The sequence below is a fragment of the Rhizobium sp. P44RR-XXIV genome, from assembly GCF_001999485.2.
GTDB lineage: Bacteria > Pseudomonadota > Alphaproteobacteria > Rhizobiales > Rhizobiaceae > Rhizobium.
Window position 1 is genome coordinate 101,682 of sequence record NZ_MPVZ02000020.1, and the last position, 22,539, is coordinate 124,220.

The following is a 22,539-nucleotide window of genomic DNA, read 5'->3' on the forward strand; positions in this document are numbered from 1 at the left end:
TGGACAATAATCATGCAAAGTTCTACCACCTATAGTGGCGAAGTTTTTGAAATGGCTGCCCAGCAGTTTCAAACAGTGGCCGATCATCTGGCCATTCCTTCTGACGATCGCCCAAGAATCTTTATGCCCAAGCGTGCCTTGGTTGTCTCCTGCCCTATCCATCGGGACGACGGCACGACTGCTGTGTTTCAAGGGTATAGGGTTCAGCATCATCTTACCCTAGGACCAACGAAGGGCGGAACACGGTTCGCAGCGAGTGTCGATATCGGTGAGGTAGCAGCACTTGCGATATGGATGAGCTGGAAATGCGCTCTTGCAGGGCTTCCCTATGGTGGGGCTAAGGGCGGTGTTTCTGTCGACCCCAATTCATTGTCCTCGCGCGAACTCGAAGCTTTGTCACGCCGCTATATGCAGGAAATGATACCCTTTGTTGGCCCTCATACGGATGTCATGGCACCGGATATGGGGACGAACGAACAGGTCATGGCATGGTTCATGGATACGTATTCCTCGTATCAGGGCAAGACTGTAAGTGAAATCGTGACAGGCAAGCCGGTCGAAACCGGTGGAACCCTTGGACGTCGTGAGGCAACAGGCCGCGGCGTCGCATATCTGGTTGCGCGCGCAATGGAGAACATTGGTCTCTCCGCGTCAGGTGCCACTGCAATTGTGCAGGGGTTTGGCAATGTGGGGTCGGTTGCGGCCTCAACCCTCGCCAGCCAGGGCGTCAAGATTATCGGCGTGAGCGACCATACTGCAGCCTATTTTGATACACGCGGCTTCGATATCGAGGCCCTCGAACGACACGTTCGCGAGTTTCGGGTCCTACGAGGATTTTCAAACGAGTCGATGATCGATCCCCAGGATCTTCTTGTGCAGACGTGCGATATTCTGGTGCCAGCCGCGATGGAGCGCGTCATCACCGCTGATAATGCGGGGAGTCTTCGATGCAGGATTCTGGCCGAAGGTGCTAATGGGCCGACGACACCGGAGGCCGATCATATTCTGGAGCAACGACGCGACGAGATTTTCGTCATTCCAGATATCCTATGCAACGCAGGCGGCGTGATAGTGTCTTACTTTGAATGGGTTCAAGGTCTTCAGCAGTTCTTTTGGACGGAAGCTGAAGTGATGGACCGGCTTTATAAGACACTTCAACATTCATATCAGCAGGTGCTGCGGAGGGCAAAAGCCGACAACATCTCCCATCGCAGCGCAGCACTGGCGATCGGGGTTGAGAAAGTTATGCGCGCCAAGAAAACGCGCGGGCTTTTCCCATGACATCTCTGCCGACACAAGACACGAACGGCACATCCATGCAGCTGGACCACCCACTACGCCGTCAGCTGCACAACGAACTTCATTCTCGCCCGTCGTTGTACTTTGAGGCACCAGCCTTTGTATGGCACGAGGCATTTTATGTAAAAGCCTCGTCGATTCAGATTCCAGAAAAAATTCTCGCTCTGGATGCTAACCGAACACGTGACGGCAAGAGCGGCATCGCGATGACGCCGAACGGGAAGATAAAGTGGGAAATGCACACGGAATTCGTCTCTGCAACGCACGTCGTGGCATGGGATGGAAATCCCGATACGCATCCAACGCCAGACCCGCTCTGGCGAGAATTGACCGATCTTATGCCCGGTCAACGCATCGCCGCCGTCGAAGTGTTCGTCTGCCCTTTCGACAATAACCCGGCAGCTCAACAGTTGGTGGACAGTGAAGACATGGTGGCGTCCTCTGTCGGAGGAGGGGATGCCGAGGTTTGGTCGACCTTCCGGATGGGGGACAACGGATCGACCCGGATGATCCTGCTAAATCGCCGATTGAATGCATATCGAACGGGTCGGATGGTCCGGCGATTGCTAGAGATCGAGAACTACAGAATGATGGCTTTGCTTTCACTGCCGCTTTCTCAATCTGCATTCTTGCAATGTGTCGAGTACGAGAACGGCCTCCGCGACATAATGGATCTACTGGGCTTGCCTGATCGCAAGCAGGACATCCTTCTTGCGGACTTGGCAAAATTGTCCGCCAGCCTGCTACATTTGTCGATCACTACTCGCGAGAGGTTCAGCGCCACCGCGGCCTACGCGGAATTGGTGTTCAGGCGCCTTGAAGAACTTCGCGAAGAGCGCATTGAGGGGCATCAACGCATTGGGGTTTTCATCGATCGCCGGTTCCGTCCAGCCATTCGATCTTGTGAGCAGGCGGACAAGCGAGTGGAAAATACGGCGATGCGGATTGCAAGAGCCAGTGAGTTGCTGCGGACATCCGTTCAGGTCGAGCTAGAGCAGCAAAATGCCCAACTGCTGGAATCTATGGAGCGCCGTGTTGCTATTCAAACTCGACTACAACAGGCAGTCGAAGGGTTTTCAATCATCGCCATAAGTTACTACGCCCTGGGCATATTAAAGACTTTTTTCGAAGGAATAGTTGAAATTTATCCTTCTGGACACTGGATTAAAAGTGCTTTCCCAACCTTAATTCCATTGATTATCATAGTCGTCTGGCTGATTGGGCGACGGGTCCGCTTGTCGCTAAGTGGCAGGGTTAAAAGCTCAGATAATTGAGGGTTTCGATGGAGAGCAATGCCGATGGGGCGATCAGGTGAACGAGTCCTAAATTAGCCTTCAGCTCATTGCAACTTTCATATCAACCGGCGTCGATCAGAATGGATATGGCCAATCGCGCACTACGATTGGGGCGATTTTCCGCGGTTAATCGATGAGCTCGCTTCAAGCTCGCAGCAGTCGTCAAGAATGCCGTCATAGAATGTGAAGAGCTGGTTTGACAGCCAAAGGGTCAATCATGAACTGCCGACATTTCTGCAGGATCTGTTTCGGGGGTAGCGCAGCGGCGCGAACATCAAAGTGATGTTTTCCTACAGGATCACCTCTGCCGAAGAATGCCATCCAGCCATATCGAGAATCAGGATCACGTGTTAAGTGGCCTAACTGAGCACTGCAACCAAAGATAGCAATCAAATTGATTCTAAACTTTTCGAATCATTCATAGATCTCATGACCTAGACCGCGCAAAAACAAGAATAAATTAACTTTAAGCCAAGAAAATCGCAATTGCCGAGCGCTATCTCCAGTGCTCATCGACCTTGCGATTTTGCTATGACGGCAAAATACAATTTCAAACCTTCCTTGAAATCTTTCAAGTGGTTTTAGTTCTGGTACAGGTTTTGCGATGGTACAGATCAAATCAATCTCTACGAAACTAATGCTTTCGGCAGCATTGGCGATCCTATTTCTACTGGTCGCGTCGAACCTTTACGCGATTGTTAACGTTAGAGATTCGGTCCGAGCTCTTGTCATGCAGCAGGCGGAAACTGAGGCCAAGGCAATTGCAAATCAGGTGGCCGGTAGCATCGGAGAGCTTACGAGCGCGACAAGATCAATGTCCGGTGTCCTGGCGCGCGGACTACATAGCCAGTCTTTCGACAGAAGAACAATCACAGATTTGCTAAAAGCAAATGTTGAGATGAACGATCTTGCTTTCACCTCCTGGTTCTGTGAAGGGCCGGACAAGTTCATTCCGTCCAAGGATCCGACTGCGCTTTTAAACGAGAACGGCATTTTCGTGGTTTCTTGGTTCAAAAACGCCGGCGGCGGCATTGAGCAAATGACATTCAAAAATGACTACTCGGCGGAATGGTGGACGCTATCAGCTAAGACAGGCAGAGGAGCGATTACTGCACCTTTCAATGATACAAGCACCAATACAATCATGACATCCTTGACTTATCCTGTTTCTATTGAAGGTCGATTGATTGGAATAGCTGGAATTGATATTTCGCTGTCCACGCTAAATGAGAAATTACAAGCTCTTCGGCCTTTTGGTGGAGGTCGGGTGCTTCTTCTATCTCAATCTAATACATGGCTTGTGGCACCAAATGCAAAAATGACTCTGGCCAGCTACGACGAAAATAATGTCAATCTCTCAGCGAGGGAATCCAAATCAAGTGCTGTAAACACAATAACCGATATCCATGATAACTCTATGCCGGAAGACTATGATCGCCTCTTCTATAGCTTTCCCATACCAGGAACAGACGCAACTTGGACACTGGTTGTTGATATACCTCATAGCGCCATCACTGGTGCCGTTTGGGATCTAACAAGGCTTTTAGGCATTGGCGGAGCCGTAGTTGTTGGAGTCCTCATGCTCGCGCTCTACACCGCAATTCGCCTTTTTGTCAGAAAGCCACTCGGCCAGATTATCTTGGCCATGAGGAAATTGGCGGGTGGAGACGTATCTTCTGAAATCCTAGGAAAGGACAGGAAGGACGAAATCGGTCAAATGGCCGCGGCCGTTGCCGTCTTCCGAGATAATATGATCGAACGTGCGCGCCTCTCACGAGAAGCCGACGACACCAAGATGACTACAGAGCAGGAACGGCGAGTTCGCGAAGAACTTAAGATGCATGAGACTGAACAGGTTTCTATCGCCGTACAATCTTTGGCAGGTGGTCTCGGACGTCTCGCCGACGGGGACCTAGTATCAAGCATCATTACCCCTTTTCCAGGAGATCTGGACCGTTTACGCGTCGACTTCAATACTTCTATCGCGAAACTAAACGATACGCTTGCAACTGTTGGTCGCAACGCGATGGCGATCGATAGCGGGGCAACTGAAATTCGAGCCTCTGCTGACAATTTGGCTCGCCGTACTGAGCAGCAAGCAGCTTCGGTCGAAGAGACGGCGGCCGCTCTTGAGGAAATTACCACTACAGTGAGGGATAGTGCGCGACGTGCAGAAGAGGTAGGCCACTTAGTGACGCGTGCCCGTGAAGGCGCTGAGAATTCCGGTGGTATCGTTTCAAAGGCAGTCGGAGCTATGGAGGGAATTAAGAAATCTTCCGGTGAAATTTCCAACATAATTGGCGTTATCGACGAGATCGCCTTTCAAACCAACCTGTTGGCTCTTAATGCAGGCGTAGAAGCCGCCCGAGCCGGCGAGGCAGGAAAGGGATTTGCAGTTGTCGCTCAGGAAGTCCGCGAACTTGCCCAAAGGTCCGCGAACGCAGCGAAGGAAATCAAGGCCCTGATCACCACATCGGGCGAGCAAGTCCGAAACGGTGTTAGCTTGGTGAACGAGACGGGTCAGGCACTGCAGGTCATCGTCAGCGATGTCCAGAAAATCAGCAGCCACGTAGACGCGATCGTGACATCTGCTCGAGAGCAATCGTCGGGGTTACAGGAGATCAACAAGGCAGTAAATGCCATGGACCAAGGAACTCAGCAAAATGCTGCAATGGTCGAGGAGCAGACTGCCGCCAGCCACGGCCTCGCCCAAGAGGCGGCCATTCTGACAGAATTACTTCGCCAATTTCATCTCGATAAAGATAACCCCGTCGTTTCAGTGAGAAGACTTACAGCGGCCTGATCTATCTGAAATTCATCAATGATACGGCGACATTTTCGCCATCTCCGGGGTGAAAGGATGTCGAGCATGGAAATGATAAAGCGCCAAGCTTTGCGATCAAGGGCTTTCCTCGGAGCGTCGATTGTGCTTGGACTTGGCACTTCGACTCTAGATTGCTTGGTAAAGGATATTTCGGCGACTGGCGCACGACTGGCGGTTGAAAACGCGATCGCTGTTCCTGAGGTCTTTGTGCTGCGCATTTCCGACGGACGCAGCTTTCTGTGCAGGGTGAGGTGGCGGCGGATCAATGCGGTCGGCGTTCAGTTTATGTCGAATTTTGCGGCTTGACCACAGCGCCCGCCGCCGCAGTCAAACGCCATGGGGCGTCCCGGTTTGTCCGCTCTCCATCCCGGAGGGCAATCTGGCGGGAATGCCCGGTTTCCTCAGCATCTGGAGTGCGGAACGTCCCTCATCAATCGTTCTTTGCAACGTCTGCGTATAGTCACCAAGGTTCTGCTGTTCGTCATGCCACTTGCTGAGGACCAGCGTGCAGAGTTTTGTCGACGGTCTGACATACGAGGCGCGCAAGATGTGAACGGTCGGATCGATGATCAGGAAGCCGGTATCCGGACGCCGCAACATCTCCTGACGGCGGATGCGATAAGGCCAAGATCGACGCCGCGGTCGCGCCGGGTGTAACGATGCGTGGCCAGAAAGAACAGCTCTGGTCGATCCAGATCGAGCGCAAGGGCGTCATCGCATTGCCCGACGCCGCCGTGGTCGACATGACCGCGCTGGGCAATCACACCCACAAGCAGGTCGACAACGTCCGCAAGGAAACGACAAGGAAACCCTCGTCAAGCCTATGCTGTTCAATGCCGCCGCCTATCGGAGCCCGCCGAACGCATCAAGTAGGTCGGTCACCACGGCGATCGCGCCAGGCGCGAAGGTCCAGCAAGCCACCAATCTGCAGCTGCATCTGTTGAAGCAGATCGGCAAAGCGAGGGCCCGCACGAATGATATCTAGGACATCCTTGCAAGCACAGACGCCAACGTCAAGAAGCTTCTTATCAGCACAGCGTTGATGAGGTTTTCAAAGTATCAAGCCGATCGCCACGGCGACAGGTGACCGCATGGTCAAAAATATTTTTTGACCATGGCGAAGGGCTAGCTCTTTGCGGAAGACATTCAACTTGATCTAGCAAATTTTCCACATCCTCATCGAGTTTGAAAGACTTCACGAGGTCAACCAAAACAGGCTTGAAGCTACACTACCTAGTTCAACGTCGATGCAGATTTTAAAAATATTCGCATGATGAGAAGTCCGTGCGTCATAGCATTCCAAGACGGAAAAACCTCAGTCGAAATTTTTGATTGAGGCTCAGCACCGAATTTGCTCACCTACTTTTACGGAAGACCACAGCGAACGTAGGTCGGGAGCAATATCGGCGTGGGGTCCACAGTGCAAAAACAGGTCGCTCCTTATACGACGTACCGAGTCGTTTGTTTTAGTATAAACCCAACCATGCTAATCCGCACCTCGAATTGGCCTATTGATATGCATGAATGTAACGTCAATTGAGCCGGAAGGCCCTTCGTTGCTACGTCAATGTTTTACAGCGAAGTCTGCCGGAGCTTAAATGGGGAAACTGCGAATAAGGAGCGGATTTCAAAACCTGGTTCGAGAAGTACAAAATGCGCTAAAGGTTGATGATGCATTGCGAATACTCGAAGCGGCGTACGGGATCGACTTCGCCACCTACCATCTGGCTTTGACCGTCGCAGACGTGGTCGACACTCCGTATGTTCGCACGACCTATCGCGATGCCTGGATTGCTCGATACCTGCTGCGGGGATACGTGAAAGTCGATCCGATCGTCCGCGAAGGTCTCATCCGGCAAATGCCTTTCGATTGGCGCGAGGTCGAGGTTCCACAGGCGGCCCATGACTTTCTGCTCGACGCCCAGGAACATGGTGTTGGAGCCAACGGATATTCCATTCCCATTGTCGACAAGAAGCGACGCGCTCTCTTCTCCCTGAATTCCAGGAAGTCCGCCGGCGAGTGGAGCAAACTGGTAGAGACGTATAGCGACGAGTGGCTCGATCTTTCGTTTCTGATCCATAGAAAAGCGGTGTTCGAACTTCACGGCGAACATGATCCAGTTCCGCAGCTAGGCCGGCGCGAGAAGGAGTGCCTTTACTGGTCGGCTCTTGGTAAAACGAACGATGAAATAGCCGAAATTCTCGGCCTTTCGATGCAGCGGATGTGCATCGATGAGGATGCGATCGATCGAGACTTTCCTGGCATGCGGGCGGACAGCGCCTTTTGCCTGCTGCTTCTTGCCTTGTGCGAGGCGGCGCTTGCCAATGGCATCAACACGATGATCTCGAACTACGAACCGCACATGCGCCGCGTTTATCAAAAAGCCGGCGCCGAACTCGATGAACTCGGGCGTTCCGACGGGTATGGCCGTCACCCGGTCTGCTGCGGCGCCTTCGAAGTTTCGCACCGCGTTCTCGGTGTCATGCGCGCCAAACTCCAGGTGGACGGGCCGCTTTATCACCGGCCAGCGTTTCCATCGCGCGTGCCTTTGCGCCGGCGTTGCAATTCGCCTGACCAAATGAATTGGAAGTTCTCATGGCCAAATACATTTCCGAAACGGTTGCCTGGGTCGCAGATCCCGACCGGATCGCAAAGACGCTCTGCGGATCTCTAAGTGATTGCGCTCTGTAGGTCGAGATCGATGGCCCCGACCAAGTTCTGAACTTTGGCGACGGCAGGGCGATCATCAAGCCGAACGTTTGCGGCCTGCACCTTCGCGTGGAGGCTGAGGATCCACTAACATTCTTCGGGATCCGGTCCTTGCTGCAGGTATCCCTATCCCGGGCCACGAACGATCAATCCGGGCGCCTCGAATGGCATGCAGCCAGCGGCGAGCTGTTCGATGTCCTCGGTCGGCGAGCGCGGCGCACCGGCGGATGCTGACAGGCCGCGTGCCCTGTCAATAGTCGGGGTTGGGCGGAATCAACGCCGTATCCCGAGCTGGGGTGTGCTCACGATGTTACGTGCCTGTCTAAGTGACTTGTCCTGCAACGCGTCGGCGCGGTTCTGAACATGCTTGAGTGAAGCAGCCTGCTCCGGCGTTATCCTGAGAGACGACGCTAACCTCGTGAGATTTCCCTCTTTCAGGTTAACTCGATCCTCCGAAGAAAGCCGTTTGGTCATCGCCAGGGTGAGCTTCTCGAACTCACGACGGAGGACTGGATCCGCATTCAAACGACTTACTTGCGCCTGGTCGGTCCCCGACAGCAAGGCAGAGAGTTCTTTCGACGGCCTGGGGACCTCGACCTTGTATCGGGCCTGCTCCTCGCGGTGGCGCAGGTTGATCTGATGCCGCTCGAAATCGACCGCCATCCCATAATCGGCCAGGGCCGCCGCGAGCTGCGGAGCGTGGGCCTCCGCTGTCTGGCGTGCCGGGCTCGATCCTCTTAGCCATTTCCTTGCCTCTCCCGCCATTTCACCAAGGCGGCCCTCGCGCACATCATCGCCGGCGACCGCGCCGCTCTGCGCACTGGTGATCCGCTCGACAGAGCCCGAAACCGCCTGGCTGTTGCCGAACACCAGCCTCGACAGATTGTCGATCGCCGCGCGCTTGTCCGCAAGGCGGGCAGATCTGCGTAGCCGATCCGTGATCTCGCTCTCGGAGAGATCGGGCAAATCCCGTGCTGGAACCAGGACATCAGATCGAGCCGTACTGCGCTCCCGGACGTGGCCCCCTCCAAGATTACGTTCGTTGTCGGCAATACCACGAACAAGCTCGCCGGCGGCACGGCGCCCTTCGGCGTCGAGGCGACTATGCTGGGCCGTTTCGGTCAGGACAGCCTCCATCATGGTTTTGGCTCGTGCCCGGTTTTCCAGATCGGCCGTTCGTAGCCGAAGGTCGTCCCGCAGCATGCGGACCGGCTCTCCCCTTTCGTCCACGATGATCGTGGACATCGCGGTACGCTCAGCGATCGCCATGTTGCACTCGAGTCGCCCCCGCGCCTGGGCAATTGCCACCGCGTATCCCGGCTCTACGACATCGGACATGGCGGCGTCCGCGGGCATTTTGCCGGAAGCGACAGCGTTGGCGGCGCGAGCGAGCGTCTTGCGCATCCCGGCGGTCTCGAGCCAGGAGTCGACGACGTTGGCCAGACGCGACATACGATCGGTTCGGCCAAAGATGTCACGGTCGATGGCGGCCCGGTTCAGGGCGACATCAAAAATTTCCGTCAGCCGGCGGCGAGATCCATCCGGCGTTTCAACCGCGAGACCGGCTGGCATTCGATGCGCCGCCGGGAACTCTCGGGCGCCGCGCTTGTCCTGGACCATTGCCCGTGTCGACACGATGGTTCCGTTCTCCGGAAAGAGACCGAGGTTCCGGGCGGCTTCAACCAGTTTCAGCGCCATGTAGCTCTGCGATAGTCGACGACTGCCGTGGGCTTCGATATTGCCGATCGGCCGACGTTCGGCATCCCGCAGCGCGTTGTCATACAGCTCGACGAACAAGCCGAGCGCATCGGCGCGGCTTTGAAGGATCGACCGGCCGCGCCGTTGCCCGTTTTCGCCGTGAGCATCGCGACGCTGGGCGAGCAGGTGGCTCACGTCTTCAATGGCGCGCGCCCTGACCGCGCCGGTGCGATCGTCCGGCGCCCGCCGTTCCTCCATGCGGCCGAGAACGTGGTTCCAGTCGTCGGAGAAACGCTGAAGTTCACCGCGTGTCATCGGCCGCGATTGCTCGCGTTCGAGTGCGACCCGAGCCTGGGGCGGCTGCGACCACACGCCCTCACGCCGCTCGTTGTCGTAAAGGATCGTCCCACCGCGCGTCCTAAGCTGGACCCGGTCGACCAGGCTTTCGCTCTCGATCTTCTCGAGGCTGACGCGTAACCCGGTGACTGCGGCATCATGAACGTGCTGCGGCGGAATGCGCGCCGCATCGCCTACGCGCAGCATCTCCTCGAAGCGATAGTGGTTCCCCTGCCAGCTCAGTCGCGGATTGACGGCGACGGCACGGGCCTCGACGTCATAGCCGGCCGCGCGAGCCATGCTGATGACGCGGGCGACATTTTCCGGCGTGCGCATCGTCGTCTCGAAGACGATGTTGACGTTGCGCCCCGTGGCGGCGGCCAAGAGCTTTTCCGTCCAGCGGCCGGCGTCAGCCTGGGTGAACTGCGATGCCGTTTCTGGATCGTGCCGCTGGATGGCGAGGAATTGCGGATGATAGGAGCGCAGATCGTCGCCAACGATGCGGATCGTCGTACCGGATCGATCGAGCTCGGCGTGGCTGGCAATCAGCACCGCGGTTTTGCCGGCGCCCGGCTGGCCGCCGAGCAAGATAAGGCGGGGCCGCCCTGCCCGGCCGATTCCATCAGGCAGATAGTCGGGCAGAATGTCGTTGCGGAAAATGCTCTCGTTTCTCTCCAGCGAGAGCGGCCCGGATTCCCGATCATCCGCCATGATCAGAACTCCGCCCAGAACCGGACTTCGTCCTTGACGCGCGGCCCCCAGAGCGCGATCAGATCCTCGACGGTTTCCTGATCGGCAACGCTGATGCCTTGCTGGGTGGCGATGAGATCGCGGCGACGGACCCGCAACACTTCCGCCGCGTCAGGGTCCGTCCCTTCGAGCTGGTAGACGCGGGCCGTGACGATGGCGCGCGCCTGATTGAGTAATTCAATGGCGATCTCGGTGCGGAGGATCGCGTCGTAAGAAATTTCCTGCTCAGCCATGTTCATCTCCTTTCAAGTTTATTTTTCTCAGCGAATAACGCCGCGAGCGCGGTCGAGGACCCGCCGCTGCCGCTCCGCCACGATTTCCTGGCTTGCCTGCATGCGCACAGTCTGCTGCAGGATTTTCAGCCGGTCATGCATCGCCCCGAACGCGGCGCGTTGCGAAGGCGATACGCGGTTGATGACATCCTTCTCACCGCGCAGAATGGCGTTTCGACCGAAGCGATCGTCGAGCGCCCGACTGACCGCGACGAATTCCCGGCGGATCGCGGGATCGAGCGAGCCGCCCGCCACTTCAAGTTTGGCACCCTTTTTCTTCATCGCCGCTGAGAGTTCTCGCAATGCGTCTTCGGCGGAAGCTGACAGTCCCGGAATAGAGACGCTCATGCGTTCGCGCTCCCCTGTAATCGCCCGGATCTCGGTGTCGAGAGCAGTAGCATAGGAGGCACCCAGCGACCGGATGCGGCTTGCGGCCTCCGGAACGGCCTGAAGCGCGTCCTTTCGCTCGCGCCCGACGGCCAGCAATCTGTCCACGATACGATCGGAGCCGCGCAACGCACCATAAACTGATGGATCGTTGGCGACGGCTGCCGCGATCCGATCGCCCGCGATGCCTTTCAGGACCAGAGCCTCGATCTTGTCGACGGCGCCGGCGGGGTCGCGCCAGAGACGCGCTGCCGTATCGATAAGAGCCGTCCGATTGTGGCCGTAGTGGGCGACAGCACGCGCCCTCTCCCGCGCTTCGTCCTCGACAGACGTTTTGAACTCGGTCACGGCTGCGAGCATCGGCAACACGGATATCGTCTCCCTCCCCGGCTCGACGCTCGCACCGGCCACGATCTTCGAGCGATCCTTCCGTTCGACAAGATGCTGTTCCTCGGCAAAGCGGCGCACGACGGCAAACAGGCGCGTCAGTTTCTCGCGACGCTCCGGAGTAAGATCCTCCGGCATGCGCTCGACCATGCTGCGCTCGGCAATGGCATCCGCCTTCTCCGTGAAGGCGGACCATCCAAATCGCGCCGTTAGCGCCTCATTGACCGCCTTCGCCTCCTGGACCAGCAAACGGTCCTCGACCGCATAGGCAAAAGCCGTCTTGTAAGCGTCCTGCCCGCCGCGGTCCCGCACGGCTTCGATTTCGACAAGGCACGCCATTGCCGGTTTCGAGAGGGCGGGAACCGACATGGACATGTGCGCGCGGCGTTGTTCCTCACGGATGCCGAACCGTTCGGCCTGTCGGCGGAACTCTGTCGCATGGGCACGGGCCAGCGGCAGCAACTCCGACAACGCGGCCATTGCTGTATCGTGCTCGGTGCGGTCGGCACGCCCATCGACCAAAAGATCCGATCCCCGCAGGCGGCCCAGACGCTTCGGCTTGGTCTCCAAATCCTCGACGAGCCGGCGCGGCTCGATCCGTGCATCGGAGGCGAGAGCATTCAGTCGGGCAAGCGCGACATCGGGATCGCGATAGATCTTTTGCAGGACCAGCCGAAGGATTGCATTCCGCTCCTTCCACCGCTCCGAGGCAATCTGCGCCCGCCGTGCATCCTCATCGACGCTGCGGGCAAACGTGGTGGTGGGCGGGATCAGATATTTCCCGCCAGTCGGGACTTCTCCTGACGGTTTCGTTCTGTGCCTCGTTGTAGGAAGCGCGCCGTTCGCGCTCGATTGCGAAGCCAAGCGCCACGCTCGCCCTCTCCCAAAGCCTCGCCACCTGCTCGCGCTTCTCGGCAAGCCACGCCAGCCGCCCAGAAACGCCCTCTTCCATCCCGGCCACGACCCCGGCGAGCGAGGTCGATACCGCGCCGCCTTGCAAAGTCGCGGGCATGCGCCCGGTAGCCTTCTTCGCTCTCGAAATCCAGCGTCGTGGTCTTCGCGCCCGACCGGCCGAGACGTTCGACCATCTGCTTGAACAATTCCGGCCGCGGCTCTCGCGCTCGATCCGTTCCCGACGGGCGTCGGCCGTTTCCTTCAGTTCCGCAGTCCAGACATTCCGATCGACCGTCCGTTCCTCGAAACTCTTGTTCCCCGTTTTCTCGTCGATGACAGGCACAGTGACCGTGACCCGTTCGACGCCGTCCTTGCGCAGGCCCACCGTATCGCCTTCCGAGACGCCGCCCTCTTCCAGCGCCCTCGGCAGACTGACGCCCCAGAGCCGATGCACAGTTCCGTCATCCGTCTTCACATCGGCATAGGGACTTTCGTCGGCATCCTCATCATGGGGCCGGAACTTTGCCATCCCGGTCTCGACCAGCTCGCCGATAACGCCGGCGGCATGATCGACCCGGGATTTTCCACCCCATTCGGGTTTCGGCTCGAAGTCCTCACGGGCAGCATAAAGATCGGCCCGATCCCGATGACGAGTCATCGACACATAGGTCAGGTGCTGGTCCATCATGCCGGTAGCGAGAACGAAGGTCCGGTCGACGGTTGCACCTTGAGATTTATGGATGGTCGCGGCATAGCCGTGATCGATGTTGCGATAGCTGTGCTCGCTGATGACGACGTCGCGGCCATTGTCGAGACGGACCGAAAGCAGAGGATCGCCGCGTTTGTCGCCGGTCGAAACGACCGTTCCGAGCATCCCGTTCTTGACATATTGAGGGCCGAGACGCCTTGCGCGCGGCTCGAGGAAGCGGGCGTTTTCGAGGAAGATGATCCTGTCGCCGGCGGCGAACTCTCGCACGCCACGCTCCGTCTGAAATTCGCGGGCAGCCGTCAGTGCGCCGTCATCTCTCATGACCTGACGCAGCGCCTCATTGAGCCGCTTCACGTCGTCATTGGTATGGGCGAGGACAAGCAACTCGTCACCGCGCAACCGGACCGGCTGTTCGCTATCGGCAATGTTCCGGATGAGATCACGGCGTGCATCGGCCCAGTCGGTGACGATGCGCTCGACGATGTCAGCCCGGCTCTCTGCCTCAAAAATCCGTCCCCCACGTGCATAAGCATCCAGCGCTTCTTCGACCTTGCCACGGGCGAAGAGACGAGAAGCCTCACGCGCCCAGTCTTCGCGCTGGCGGCGCACACCGGCCAGTTCGGCAGAACCGATCCGTTCTGCAATCGCCCGGAAGGCCGCACCGGCCTGGATCGGCTGAAGCTGCATCGCATCGCCAACCAGAACCACCTTCGCGCCTGCGTCCTCGGCTGTCTTAAGGACGCGGGCCATCTGCTGTGAAGAGACCATGCCGGCCTCATCGACAACGAAGACGTCACCGCGACCAAGCAGGTCGCGGCCGTTCGCCCAGGCGAGCTCCCACGAGGCGAGTGTCCGCGACCGGATGCCGGAACTGTCCTCCAGACCCTCGGCCGCCTTGCCGGCGAGAGCCGCCCCGAAGACACGATGATTTTCGCTTTCCAAGGCGACCCGCGCGGCAGCGAGGAGCGTCGACTTGCCTGCCCCGGCAAGACCGACGACGGCGGCAACGGCGTTGTCCCCAGTAACATGACGGACCGCGTCGACCTATTCACTGTCGAGCGTGAAGGGCTTTTCCGGATCGGCCTTTTCGACGGCCCGAACCGCCGCCGCAATCTTGCCCTCGCCGATGCCGAAGCCTTTGCGCTGCGACAGGGCTTCCGCCGACTGCGCCATGTCGTATTCGGTGCGCAGGATCTCGCGCGTGGTGAAGATCGCCGGCTCCGCCACCTTGCCGGTCTGCCGATCCACCTGCTGAGGCTTCAGCAGAACTAGATCGTCGGACGCCATCAGGCGGGCGCGAATGTTCGCGAAATCTGTGGGATCGTCGACAGTGCGATGCAGCGCCTTGGCAATATCACGCTTATCGAAGGTGGACCGTTCATTGCCAAGCTTGCTTCAGCAGGAGTTCGGGTTCGGCGAGCAACCGGTCGGCCATCTCCTGCCGTCGTGCCAGATCATGACTTGAGGGGAATTCTCCGAAATTTTGGCCTCAAGGTCGGCATCGTAAGCACGTTGAACTTCGAGCAGAGAATACGCGAACTGATAGATAATGACGAAGAGCTGCTCGCCATTGTGGGGCCGCTGCTGGCGGCCAGGCGCGAGATCCGCTCGCAATTCAACATTCTTCATCGCCGGCTTCTGGCAATTGCGAAGAACGATGGGATTTGCCGCAGGCTTATGACGGTGCCGGGCGTGGGAGCTGTCGTCGCGCTCGCCTATCGCAGCGCCATCGATGTCCCTGCTCGCTTTCAGAACTCAAAAGCCGTCGGTGCGTTCGTCGGGCTGACGCCAGCATCTCATCAATCGGGAGAGAAAAGCCGGGTCGGCAAGGTATCGTGCAGTGGCGATACCATGGTGCGAACGCTTCTGTACGAAGCGGCCGTTACGCTTCTAACTAGAGGTCAGAAATGGTCATGGCTGAGAGCATGGGGCATGCGGATCGCAAAAAGCAGAGGCGTCAACAAAGCCTTTGTCGCCATCGCTCGGCGCCTGGCTGTGATCATGCACCGCATGTGGCAGGACCAGACCGACTTTCGCTGGACCAAAGAGGAACGCGTTACAACAATTTGAATCACCGCTTGAGAGCGTCAACGCAAGAAATCGGAATTCCGCGTAGCGCGGAGTGAAATCGTCCGCAGGACGAAGGATAAGATGAGAACGGAAAATCGGTAGTGCCGGCACCCAACTGGATGCCAGGACGCGAAAGGAGATAGTTCCATCTTGTTCCTAAATCCATCATGAGAGGGCCACTGTGCCGATCTCGAAGAGAAGCAAGGGCCTGCGGTCGAAATCGCCAAGCTATGTGGACATTGGAGAAGCTGCGCCCAGAAAAATGTGCTTGAAATCAACGGCCGAATAGAGAAACCGATTTTCTCTGTGCTGCTCGCGGCGCAGGGAAAATTGGAGGGGCCGCGATGTCCTTGACGCCGGAACGGCGGGTGCAAAATGGGACGTCAGAGAGAGATAGAACCGCGTCCCGAAGGGGCGCGACCGCTTGCCATCACCGATGGCCACGGGAGGCTCCAGCTTTCTCCGGACAATGACACTTGGCAGAGGCATGCTTCTTGCTGCGAGAGGATCGTGACCCAACTGGGCAGAGACCGCATGCGGGCTCCGGTCGCAGCGCGACTAGAGCCGCGCGCCATCGGCGCCTCGCCCGAACGCCATTCTTCACGAAAATGAATCGGTCGGACCTGTAGGATTCACATATGTCGTTGGACGCGGCAGCGCTGTGTGACGATCATCCCGGCATGATTTCGCAACCCTACCAGCTCTATGTCGAACGAACGGACCCAGCCAAAAACATGGCCAGGTACTATGCCATGGAGATCGAGCAGACGATGTTCGGAGAGGCTTGCCTGATCCGGCGATGGGGAAGGATCGGTAGGCGCGGGCAGGAGAAAGAGCATGTTTTCGAACGGGAAGAGGAAGCGGTTCTGTTGTTCCTCGACCTGCTGAAACAAAAGCGTGCTCGCGGATATTCGCCAAGAACAGGGCTTCAGCACTCGCAAAGCTGACCTCGGTCGCCTGTGAGTTTCGAGCGACTAAAAGGAGGGCCGCCGCAGCGGCCCCTGACGCATCATTTGCGCCGGTCCCAGTCAGTTTCGAACGAAGCCTCGATCTCAACGAAGTACGGAATCTTGACCGCGAGCTTAAGGCCGAGCTTTCCCTTGCGGAAAAAGTGACTGATCACCTTGCCGAGAGCTCGAAGACGGCGGCCGGTGGCGCTGAGGAATTTGGCGAGTTGGCGCATGATATTTTCTCCTTTCGATAAGCTGTCATCGCGGGGTGAGAGAGCTGACCGGAAAGGAGGGCTGCACCGGACGGCCGTAGCGCATGTGGAGGACCTGCGGGCGACTGAATTTTGATCCGCGAGGAGCCGCCCGGCGGCGGGGAAAATTCTGGCGGCGGCAGGTTGCCGCCCGACACCGGGCTGCAACATCCCCGATGTCGATGACAGCGCGTCGAAGGGAGAAGTGCGGCAAGACGCGAGGCATCGCCGGACGCCTGCACATGGATCAACGGCCGGTCGAACCGGTCGAAAGTTCTGCCCGATACCAGGCTCGTTAGAACAGGCGCAGTTGGCCATTCCTCTCGATAACGGTTGCCGATGGCTCCTGCTTGGGCGCGGACGACCTGGCAGCGACAGGCGCCGCCCTGTGCGGGATGGCGGGCGGAAGAGCCATTGCCCCCGCGCTGGCACTTTCCCTTGCCCCCGCGAGCTTTGCCGACCAGCGTCCCATGACATGCGCCATCGTGTGCCAGTCCTCCCGGAACCGCATTGCCAGGCTATCGCCCACAATCACGGTCGCCGGGATATGAAGAAGCGAAAACTGGATGTAGGCCATGTGGACCGCGCGAGCGTCGATGTCCACGGCGGTGACGTGGAGAAGCTGCTGATAGTTGAATCCTGCCTCAAGAATTGCTTCGGCAAGCGCGATGATCATCGCTCCGCTTCCGACTGCGGGTTCCTGTGCGATCATGAAACCGCGTTCCGCAATTGCCTTCTGCATATCCGCAGCGCTTCCGGCAACCATGCGAGCCATCATGTGGCAGATCGGATAGGGGGTGAAGAATTGCCCGCGCGCCTTGTTGTGCAATTCGAGCGCATGGAATGTCGCGCCCAAAATATCCTGCGGCTTTTCCTCCAGCGCCATGACCACTTCGCCCATGATCTTCGAGAAATCACCCATCGTTCGGGCATCGTATTTCCGGTTAATTTCGAGATAGCGGGCTTCGCGTTTTTCGAAGTTTGCGAGATCGACCGCGTTGCTCATCGAGATGGCGGCACATTCGCACCAGTCGCCGAAGACGGCGTAGAGGTCATGGCTGTAGCGGCAGCTTTCGAACAGCTTGACGATGGACTTGAGGCGAGGGGAGTTCATGGGATCACCTGAGACGGGCAGGGCCGCAGGGCGCATTTCGCCATTCGCCGGAACAGTGCCCGGCGTCTCATCGCGGCTGGTTTCGTGGAGAATTCAGTGAAGGGAACAGGCCGCGCCGGAGACTGGCGCGACCTGCGGCAACCGATTACTTGGCTGCTTCGGGGAATTGGTCGTTCTCGGTTTCCGGCTGGTCGTCCAGATCGAACGGGCAATCGTCGCGGTCCAGCTGATCTTCAACGCCCTGCTCGGTCGCCCGGTCGGCAGTCGGCGCGATCTTGAGAAGGGCGGGCAACCATCCGGTTCCGGCGATCTGCCGCTGGGCATAGGCAGCTGCCTCCGCCTTCTTCATGCCCGACACGCCCGCCGCGAAATCCGCGCCCTTGGCTTCGGTCAAAGCCTGTTCGATCCCGCTTTTGCTGACGCGCCCGAAATAATTCTCGGCGGTCGTTCGAACCATTGGGTCATGTCGATCTTGAGCGCCTGCGCCAGCCGGTCGGCGTGAACACGCTGTTTCCTGCGCTCATAATGACCGAGTTGCAGCGCGTTGACCGACTTTGCCGCAGCATAGGCTAGCAAATCGAGAAGCGTTGCGCTCGGCTGCTCCAGGCACCATTCCCAAAGATCGTGGGGATTGCCGGGAATGGTGTGGCCGTAATTCTCCCTGAGATCGTCCATCGTCACGATGCCCTTGCAAGTCGCCGGGTTCTTGATGCTGGTTTCGAGCTTCTCGCTTGTAAGCTTCACCTCAAGGCACGTTTCGTCTGTGCTGCCATAAGGATGGAACAAGCTCGCGAGCATCGCATGAATCACGGCGGCAAGCGCGACCTCAGGATTATGCGCAAGCTCGGCGCGGATTGCGGCGGTCTTCTGTGCCGTCAATTCCTGAACGAGCGCGGCCGAAAGCGAGAAGGACGGTTCCGGCTGCGGCTCGGACCGTGGAGGAACGGGTTCGCTGCTCTCATCGGTACCGTCCGCCGACTCGTCCTGCTCCTCGTCGGGGTGGATCAGTCCGTGCTCAACCGAAAGCCTCCCGTGATAGTCCATCAGGACATAGCAACCGGCCTTTGCGAGGTCATCAGGGTCGTAGACTTCGCCGGTGTCCGCAAGCTCCGCCATTTTGGCCCGAATGGCATCGGCGCGGATTTCGGCCTCGTCGTCGGCAACGCCTGCCTCGATCAATTCCGCAAGCTCGGCATATTCTCCCTCAAGCCGGTCCAGCTCGGCCTGCTGCTCATCGGTCATCGGGACGTCCTTGGGATAGACCCGCGACATGTAATGCGCTTCCTGCGGAAATTCGTAGACGCATTCCACCCATTTCCAGCCATCGGCACGAAGCTTTTCCGCCTCTGCTTCAAGCTTCTCCACCACAAGCCTTTCGACAAGGGCGACATCAAGAGCGTAGCCGCTGTTCTGTTCATCGAAGAGGTCGCGTTTGACCGCTCCCCCTGCGGTTTCGTAAACGTCGATCCCGCCGATGAACCTGATGCGCTTGTCGTTGGCTTTCATGGCCTCCGACTGCAACGCGGACTTGATCGACCGGCCATCGCGGTTCCACGACGGCAGGCTGTTCCAGACCTCCACTTGCTTTGCGTGGTCGTCGGATACGGTGAAGGCGGAAAGCTGCTGGAAGCTCATTTCCTCATTGCGGTAAAGGTTGAGCAAGACAGGCGAGACGCGCGCGAGCGCCAGACGCTTACGAACCATGGTTTCGGTCGTGCCAAAGCGGGCGGCAATATCCTCGACCGCCTTTCCGCCGTCGGCCAGGACGCGGAACGCCTCGTATTCATCAACCGGGTGCATGGCCTCACGGCTGGTGTTTTCGATCAGGCTGATTTCGGTCGCATCGGAACCGCTTCGTTCCTTGCATTCGATAGGGTAATCCTTGGCGATTTCGCCGGCCTCGGCCAAGAGGTTGAGAGCGGCGAGCCGGCGACCGCCTGCTGTCACGAAGAAGCGACCCCGCTTTTCGCCCTTGCGAACGACGATGTTCTGCAAAATCCGGTAGCCATCGGCGCGGATGGTTGCGGCCATTTCCGCGATCCCTTCCTTGCCGTAGGTCTTGCGAACATTCTTGGGGTCGGCATCCAGCTTGTTTAGGGGCACGAAAAAGGTCTCGGTTGCGGCTTGGGTATCGGTCATTGTCTGTCTCCTAGATTTGTCGTTTCCCGAAGGGAAAGCCCCTTTCGGGCGAAGCCTCCCCGGTCTGTCCGGGGGAATGGCCTCTGACATTCCCCCGGACAGAGGGGGGAGGGCGAAAGCCCGCCCCGCGGCGGCGGTCGGGTGGGTCAAGGGGTCGTGGCGGGCAAAAAACGGAAGGTTTCGCCGCAGGTGGAAAGCCGTTTTTTTTCCCGGCGCGACAAGCGGCTTTGCCGCGCCTGCCCCTTGATCCGGACGGCCGGCGATGTCATGGGGCGAGTACAAACAGACCCGGCCCGGCACGGGCCTCATGATCGGGTGCGGGGCGCCCGATGGACAAGCGATCGTCACCGGGATCGGCGGAGACGGGCGCAGGCCGGCTCCGTGCCATCGGCATAGAGCGCGCTCCGCTCGCACCGAGCGGATGGCCCGAACAGTGCGAACATTCTTTGAGACACAGGCCGTGGTCCACGGCGGTCGTTTCCCACGAGGCTCTGGAAAACCCTACGGCGCTATATGGGAGCGCGGGTTTCCTCCGCCTGCTACGCTCGCCTGCGGCGCGCTCCGGCCGCGGCTGCGCTGCAGCTGGAAACGACATGGACAGCGCTGCGCGCAGACTTTGCCCGCCGATCGCGCCGGCGCGACGTGAGACGACCGGCCCCGCCATGATCAGCACCGCAAACAGGGCGCTCGGAACTCGAGGCAATCCGGCCACCACAAAATTTCGGTCCGGTTTCAGGTAGGCTTGCGAATCGCATAAGTGTGTGCTTATGTATTTTCATGATCGAACACGATATTTTCCGCGCTCTGGCGGATCCCACCCGCCGCACGATATTCGAAAAGCTGGCCAACGGCAGCATGAATGCCAGCACCCTGCGCCAGGGCATGGATATCAGCCAGCCGGCGATGTCCCAGCATCTCGCCGTATTGCGAGCGGCAAAGCTGGTGCGCGAGCAAAAGGAGGGCCGCTTCGTGAACTATGAAGTAGATCCGGACGGGCTGGCCCTTATCGCACAGTGGTTGGCGAAATACCGCGCTTACTGGCCCGCGCGAATCGATGCTCTCAAGCTCTTGCTGAAGGACATGGATCAATGAAGGACGTTAAGACCGAGATGCAGCCGACGATGCAGGAAAGCGCTTTCGAGCAAAGATACGAACTGGACGCGTCGCCGGATAAGGTCTGGCGGGCGATCAGTATCGCAGAATTCCGGGAGAGGTGGTTACCGAGTGAGGCGCTTGCCAATCCGCAGTCGCTCTCCGAAACGCCCGGCAAGGAAATCCGCTACAAAATGCGCGACGACCGCCCACCCCATCTCGAAAGCACCGTCACCTTCACGATCGCGCCGAACAGCTCGGGCGGAACCAGCCTCCGGATCGTCCACGAGCTGACCGGCACAACCTTCGAGCGGCTGACGAAGACAGTCGCCAACGGTAACAGCCCGCCCCTCATGCTCGCCGCCTGACGCGGCAAGCCTTCCCTAAAAATCTCGAATGATTGGAGTTCGCCTATGCGCGAAGCGATGCAACTCGTCCCTATGGTCGTCGAACAATCCAGCAGGGGAGAGCGGTCTTTCGACATCTATTCCCGCCTGCTTCGTGAGAGGATCATCTTCCTCAATGGGGAGGTCAACGACACGGTCTCGGCCCTTGTCTGCGCACAGTTGCTTTTTCTGGAAGCAGAAAATCCAAAAAGGCCGATCAATCTCTATATCAATTCACCAGGCGGCGTCGTGACCAGCGGCCTCGCGATGTATGATACGATGCGTTATATTCACGCCCCGGTGCATACGCTCTGCATGGGAACCGCCCGCTCGATGGGCTCGTTCCTCTTGATGTCCGGCCAGCCGGGCGAACGCACTGCGCTTCCCAATGCCAGCATCCATATTCACCAGCCGTTGGGTGGTTTCCAAGGACAGGCTTCGGACATGCTGATCCATGCCGAGGAAATGCGGAAGACCAAGCATCGCATGACACGGCTCTACGCCGAGCATTGCGGCCGCACCTACGAAGAATTCGAGTGCGCGATGGATCGCGACCGATTCATGACGGCGGAAGAGGCATTGGAATGGGGCCTTATCGACCGCATTCTGAAGGTTCGGGAAGTTGCCGCTCACCACATCGGCGCGACGTGAAACGAGCCCGGCGCAAGCCGGAAACAATGAAGAGTATCGGAGAAATCAGCATAGCGCCGCCCGTGAGGGCGGGATTTCGGGAATTCTCGTCGCGCGGGAGCGGGAAGGAGGGCAGCCGCAGGAGGCTCAGCATAGCGACCCGAAGGGAGAGCCGGGACCGACTGCCCCCGCTCGCTGCGCTCCGCTTAGACCGGGGCCAGGTGCTGGCATAGAGGATGGCCGATCGGCACGGGCGGTGGCCCGACATGATTTCGAAGAAGTCACATCGAAGGGAAAATGACCCGTTTCCCACGAGGCTCCGGAAAACCCTACGGCGCTATTGGGG

General features: G+C 58.5%; 15 protein-coding genes and 4 pseudogenes. 11 read left to right on the forward strand and 8 right to left on the reverse strand.

Going from position 1 to position 22,539, the window contains the following annotated elements; translation table 11 throughout:
- Positions 1–12: 12 nt before the first annotated feature.
- The 4 genes from BSK43_RS01030 to BSK43_RS01045 all read left to right on the forward strand — a co-directional run bounded on the left by BSK43_RS01030 (position 13) and on the right by BSK43_RS01045 (position 5,724).
- On the forward strand, positions 13–1,281 hold the full coding sequence (locus tag BSK43_RS01030) for a Glu/Leu/Phe/Val dehydrogenase (RefSeq protein ID WP_068396786.1): 1,269 nt from the start codon (positions 13–15) through the stop codon (positions 1,279–1,281).
- The gene (locus BSK43_RS01035; protein ID WP_244510101.1) at positions 1,278–2,573 is read left to right on the forward strand and encodes a DUF3422 domain-containing protein; all 1,296 of its coding nucleotides are present in this window, start codon (positions 1,278–1,280) and stop codon (positions 2,571–2,573) included. Before BSK43_RS01030 ends, BSK43_RS01035 begins: the two co-directional genes overlap by 4 nt.
- Before the next feature lie 751 nt (positions 2,574–3,324).
- The gene (locus BSK43_RS01040; RefSeq protein WP_158008784.1) at positions 3,325–5,397 is read left to right on the forward strand and encodes a methyl-accepting chemotaxis protein; all 2,073 of its coding nucleotides are present in this window, start codon (positions 3,325–3,327) and stop codon (positions 5,395–5,397) included.
- A gap of 66 nt (positions 5,398–5,463) precedes the next feature.
- Positions 5,464–5,724: a PilZ domain-containing protein gene (locus BSK43_RS01045; protein ID WP_246662465.1), complete on the forward strand. Its 261-nt coding sequence runs from the start codon at positions 5,464–5,466 to the stop codon at positions 5,722–5,724.
- A gap of 263 nt (positions 5,725–5,987) precedes the next feature.
- Here the strand turns inward: BSK43_RS01045 and BSK43_RS01050 are convergent, their stop codons facing one another.
- A complete protein-coding gene (locus BSK43_RS01050; RefSeq protein WP_136686641.1) occupies positions 5,988–6,188 on the reverse strand; it encodes a hypothetical protein in 201 nt (66 codons plus the stop codon).
- 828 nt (positions 6,189–7,016) lie between these two features.
- Between BSK43_RS01050 and BSK43_RS36085 the strand changes: the two are divergent.
- Together BSK43_RS36085 and BSK43_RS36090 are read left to right on the forward strand one after the other, a co-directional pair.
- Positions 7,017–7,594: pseudogene (locus BSK43_RS36085) on the forward strand (autoinducer binding domain-containing protein); the annotation flags it as partial.
- 43 nt (positions 7,595–7,637) lie between these two features.
- Positions 7,638–7,895 (forward strand): annotated as a pseudogene (locus BSK43_RS36090) (N-acyl-L-homoserine lactone (AHL) synthase); the annotation flags it as partial.
- Between the two features lie 506 nt (positions 7,896–8,401).
- Here BSK43_RS36090 and BSK43_RS01065 read toward each other — a convergent pair.
- From BSK43_RS01065 to traA, 3 genes and pseudogenes are all read right to left on the reverse strand, one after another.
- On the reverse strand, positions 8,402–10,873 hold the full coding sequence (locus BSK43_RS01065) for a zeta toxin family protein (protein WP_136686643.1): 2,472 nt from the start codon (positions 10,871–10,873) through the stop codon (positions 8,402–8,404).
- Positions 10,874–10,875: 2 nt separating this feature from the next.
- The gene (locus BSK43_RS01070; RefSeq protein ID WP_068398027.1) at positions 10,876–11,145 is read right to left on the reverse strand and encodes a hypothetical protein; all 270 of its coding nucleotides are present in this window, start codon (positions 11,143–11,145) and stop codon (positions 10,876–10,878) included.
- Positions 11,146–11,172: 27 nt separating this feature from the next.
- Positions 11,173–15,017, reverse strand: a pseudogene (traA, locus tag BSK43_RS01075) (Ti-type conjugative transfer relaxase TraA); the annotation flags it as partial.
- Here traA and BSK43_RS36095 point away from each other — a divergent pair.
- Both BSK43_RS36095 and BSK43_RS01085 read left to right on the forward strand, forming a co-directional pair.
- Positions 15,002–15,631, forward strand: a pseudogene (locus tag BSK43_RS36095) (transposase); the annotation flags it as partial. The pseudogenes traA and BSK43_RS36095 sit on opposite strands and share 16 nt — an antisense overlap.
- Positions 15,632–16,269: 638 nt before the next feature.
- Complete coding sequence (locus BSK43_RS01085) at positions 16,270–16,578, forward strand: WGR domain-containing protein (protein WP_068398021.1); 309 nt, start codon at positions 16,270–16,272, stop codon at positions 16,576–16,578.
- 62 nt (positions 16,579–16,640) lie between these two features.
- Here the strand turns inward: BSK43_RS01085 and BSK43_RS34965 are convergent, their stop codons facing one another.
- From BSK43_RS34965 to BSK43_RS01100, 4 genes are all read right to left on the reverse strand, one after another.
- Entirely contained in the window at positions 16,641–16,814 is a 174-nt protein-coding gene (locus BSK43_RS34965; RefSeq protein WP_169055352.1) for a hypothetical protein, read from the reverse strand.
- Between the two features lie 313 nt (positions 16,815–17,127).
- The gene (locus BSK43_RS01090; protein WP_136686645.1) at positions 17,128–17,946 is read right to left on the reverse strand and encodes a class I SAM-dependent methyltransferase; all 819 of its coding nucleotides are present in this window, start codon (positions 17,944–17,946) and stop codon (positions 17,128–17,130) included.
- A gap of 145 nt (positions 17,947–18,091) precedes the next feature.
- The gene (locus tag BSK43_RS01095) at positions 18,092–18,340 is read right to left on the reverse strand and encodes a hypothetical protein (RefSeq protein WP_136686647.1); all 249 of its coding nucleotides are present in this window, start codon (positions 18,338–18,340) and stop codon (positions 18,092–18,094) included.
- Positions 18,337–20,085, reverse strand: a complete 1,749-nt coding sequence (locus BSK43_RS01100) for a ParB/RepB/Spo0J family partition protein (protein WP_169055353.1) — start codon at positions 20,083–20,085, stop codon at positions 18,337–18,339. Before BSK43_RS01100 ends, BSK43_RS01095 begins: the two co-directional genes overlap by 4 nt.
- Positions 20,086–20,862: 777 nt before the next feature.
- On the opposite strand from BSK43_RS01100, the gene BSK43_RS01105 reads away from it, so the two are divergent.
- Genes BSK43_RS01105 through BSK43_RS01115 form a run of 3 tightly spaced genes read left to right on the forward strand, consistent with a single transcriptional unit; the run spans position 20,863 to position 22,214 of the window.
- A complete protein-coding gene (locus BSK43_RS01105; RefSeq protein WP_077472574.1) occupies positions 20,863–21,177 on the forward strand; it encodes a metalloregulator ArsR/SmtB family transcription factor in 315 nt (104 codons plus the stop codon).
- Positions 21,174–21,545, forward strand: coding sequence for a hypothetical protein (locus BSK43_RS01110; RefSeq protein WP_068391185.1), 372 nt, complete (start codon positions 21,174–21,176; stop codon positions 21,543–21,545). The genes BSK43_RS01105 and BSK43_RS01110 overlap by 4 nt, the downstream gene beginning before the upstream one ends.
- Positions 21,546–21,590: 45 nt before the next feature.
- A complete protein-coding gene (locus BSK43_RS01115) occupies positions 21,591–22,214 on the forward strand; it encodes an ATP-dependent Clp protease proteolytic subunit (RefSeq protein ID WP_068391182.1) in 624 nt (207 codons plus the stop codon).
- Positions 22,215–22,539: the final 325 nt, after the last annotated feature.

Excerpts from the sequence above, each read along its gene's own strand:
- BSK43_RS01035 (WP_244510101.1), top strand. The coding sequence starts at position 1,278 with ATGACATCTCTGCCGACACAAGACACGAACGGCACATCCATGCAGCTG.
- BSK43_RS01100 (WP_169055353.1), bottom strand. The coding sequence starts at position 20,085 with ATGACCGATACCCAAGCCGCAACCGAGACCTTTTTCGTGCCCCTAAAC.
- BSK43_RS01045 (WP_246662465.1), top strand. The coding sequence starts at position 5,464 with ATGGAAATGATAAAGCGCCAAGCTTTGCGATCAAGGGCTTTCCTCGGA.
- BSK43_RS01040 (WP_158008784.1), top strand. The coding sequence starts at position 3,325 with ATGCAGCAGGCGGAAACTGAGGCCAAGGCAATTGCAAATCAGGTGGCC.
- BSK43_RS01085 (WP_068398021.1), top strand. The coding sequence starts at position 16,270 with ATGTCGTTGGACGCGGCAGCGCTGTGTGACGATCATCCCGGCATGATT.
- BSK43_RS01065 (WP_136686643.1), bottom strand. The coding sequence starts at position 10,873 with ATGGCGGATGATCGGGAATCCGGGCCGCTCTCGCTGGAGAGAAACGAG.
- BSK43_RS01090 (WP_136686645.1), bottom strand. The coding sequence starts at position 17,946 with ATGAACTCCCCTCGCCTCAAGTCCATCGTCAAGCTGTTCGAAAGCTGC.
- BSK43_RS34965 (WP_169055352.1), bottom strand. The coding sequence starts at position 16,814 with ATGCGCCAACTCGCCAAATTCCTCAGCGCCACCGGCCGCCGTCTTCGA.
- BSK43_RS01030 (WP_068396786.1), top strand. The coding sequence starts at position 13 with ATGCAAAGTTCTACCACCTATAGTGGCGAAGTTTTTGAAATGGCTGCC.
- BSK43_RS01105 (WP_077472574.1), top strand. The coding sequence starts at position 20,863 with ATGATCGAACACGATATTTTCCGCGCTCTGGCGGATCCCACCCGCCGC.
- BSK43_RS01110 (WP_068391185.1), top strand. The coding sequence starts at position 21,174 with ATGAAGGACGTTAAGACCGAGATGCAGCCGACGATGCAGGAAAGCGCT.
- BSK43_RS01115 (WP_068391182.1), top strand. The coding sequence starts at position 21,591 with ATGCGCGAAGCGATGCAACTCGTCCCTATGGTCGTCGAACAATCCAGC.
- BSK43_RS01070 (WP_068398027.1), bottom strand. The coding sequence starts at position 11,145 with ATGGCTGAGCAGGAAATTTCTTACGACGCGATCCTCCGCACCGAGATC.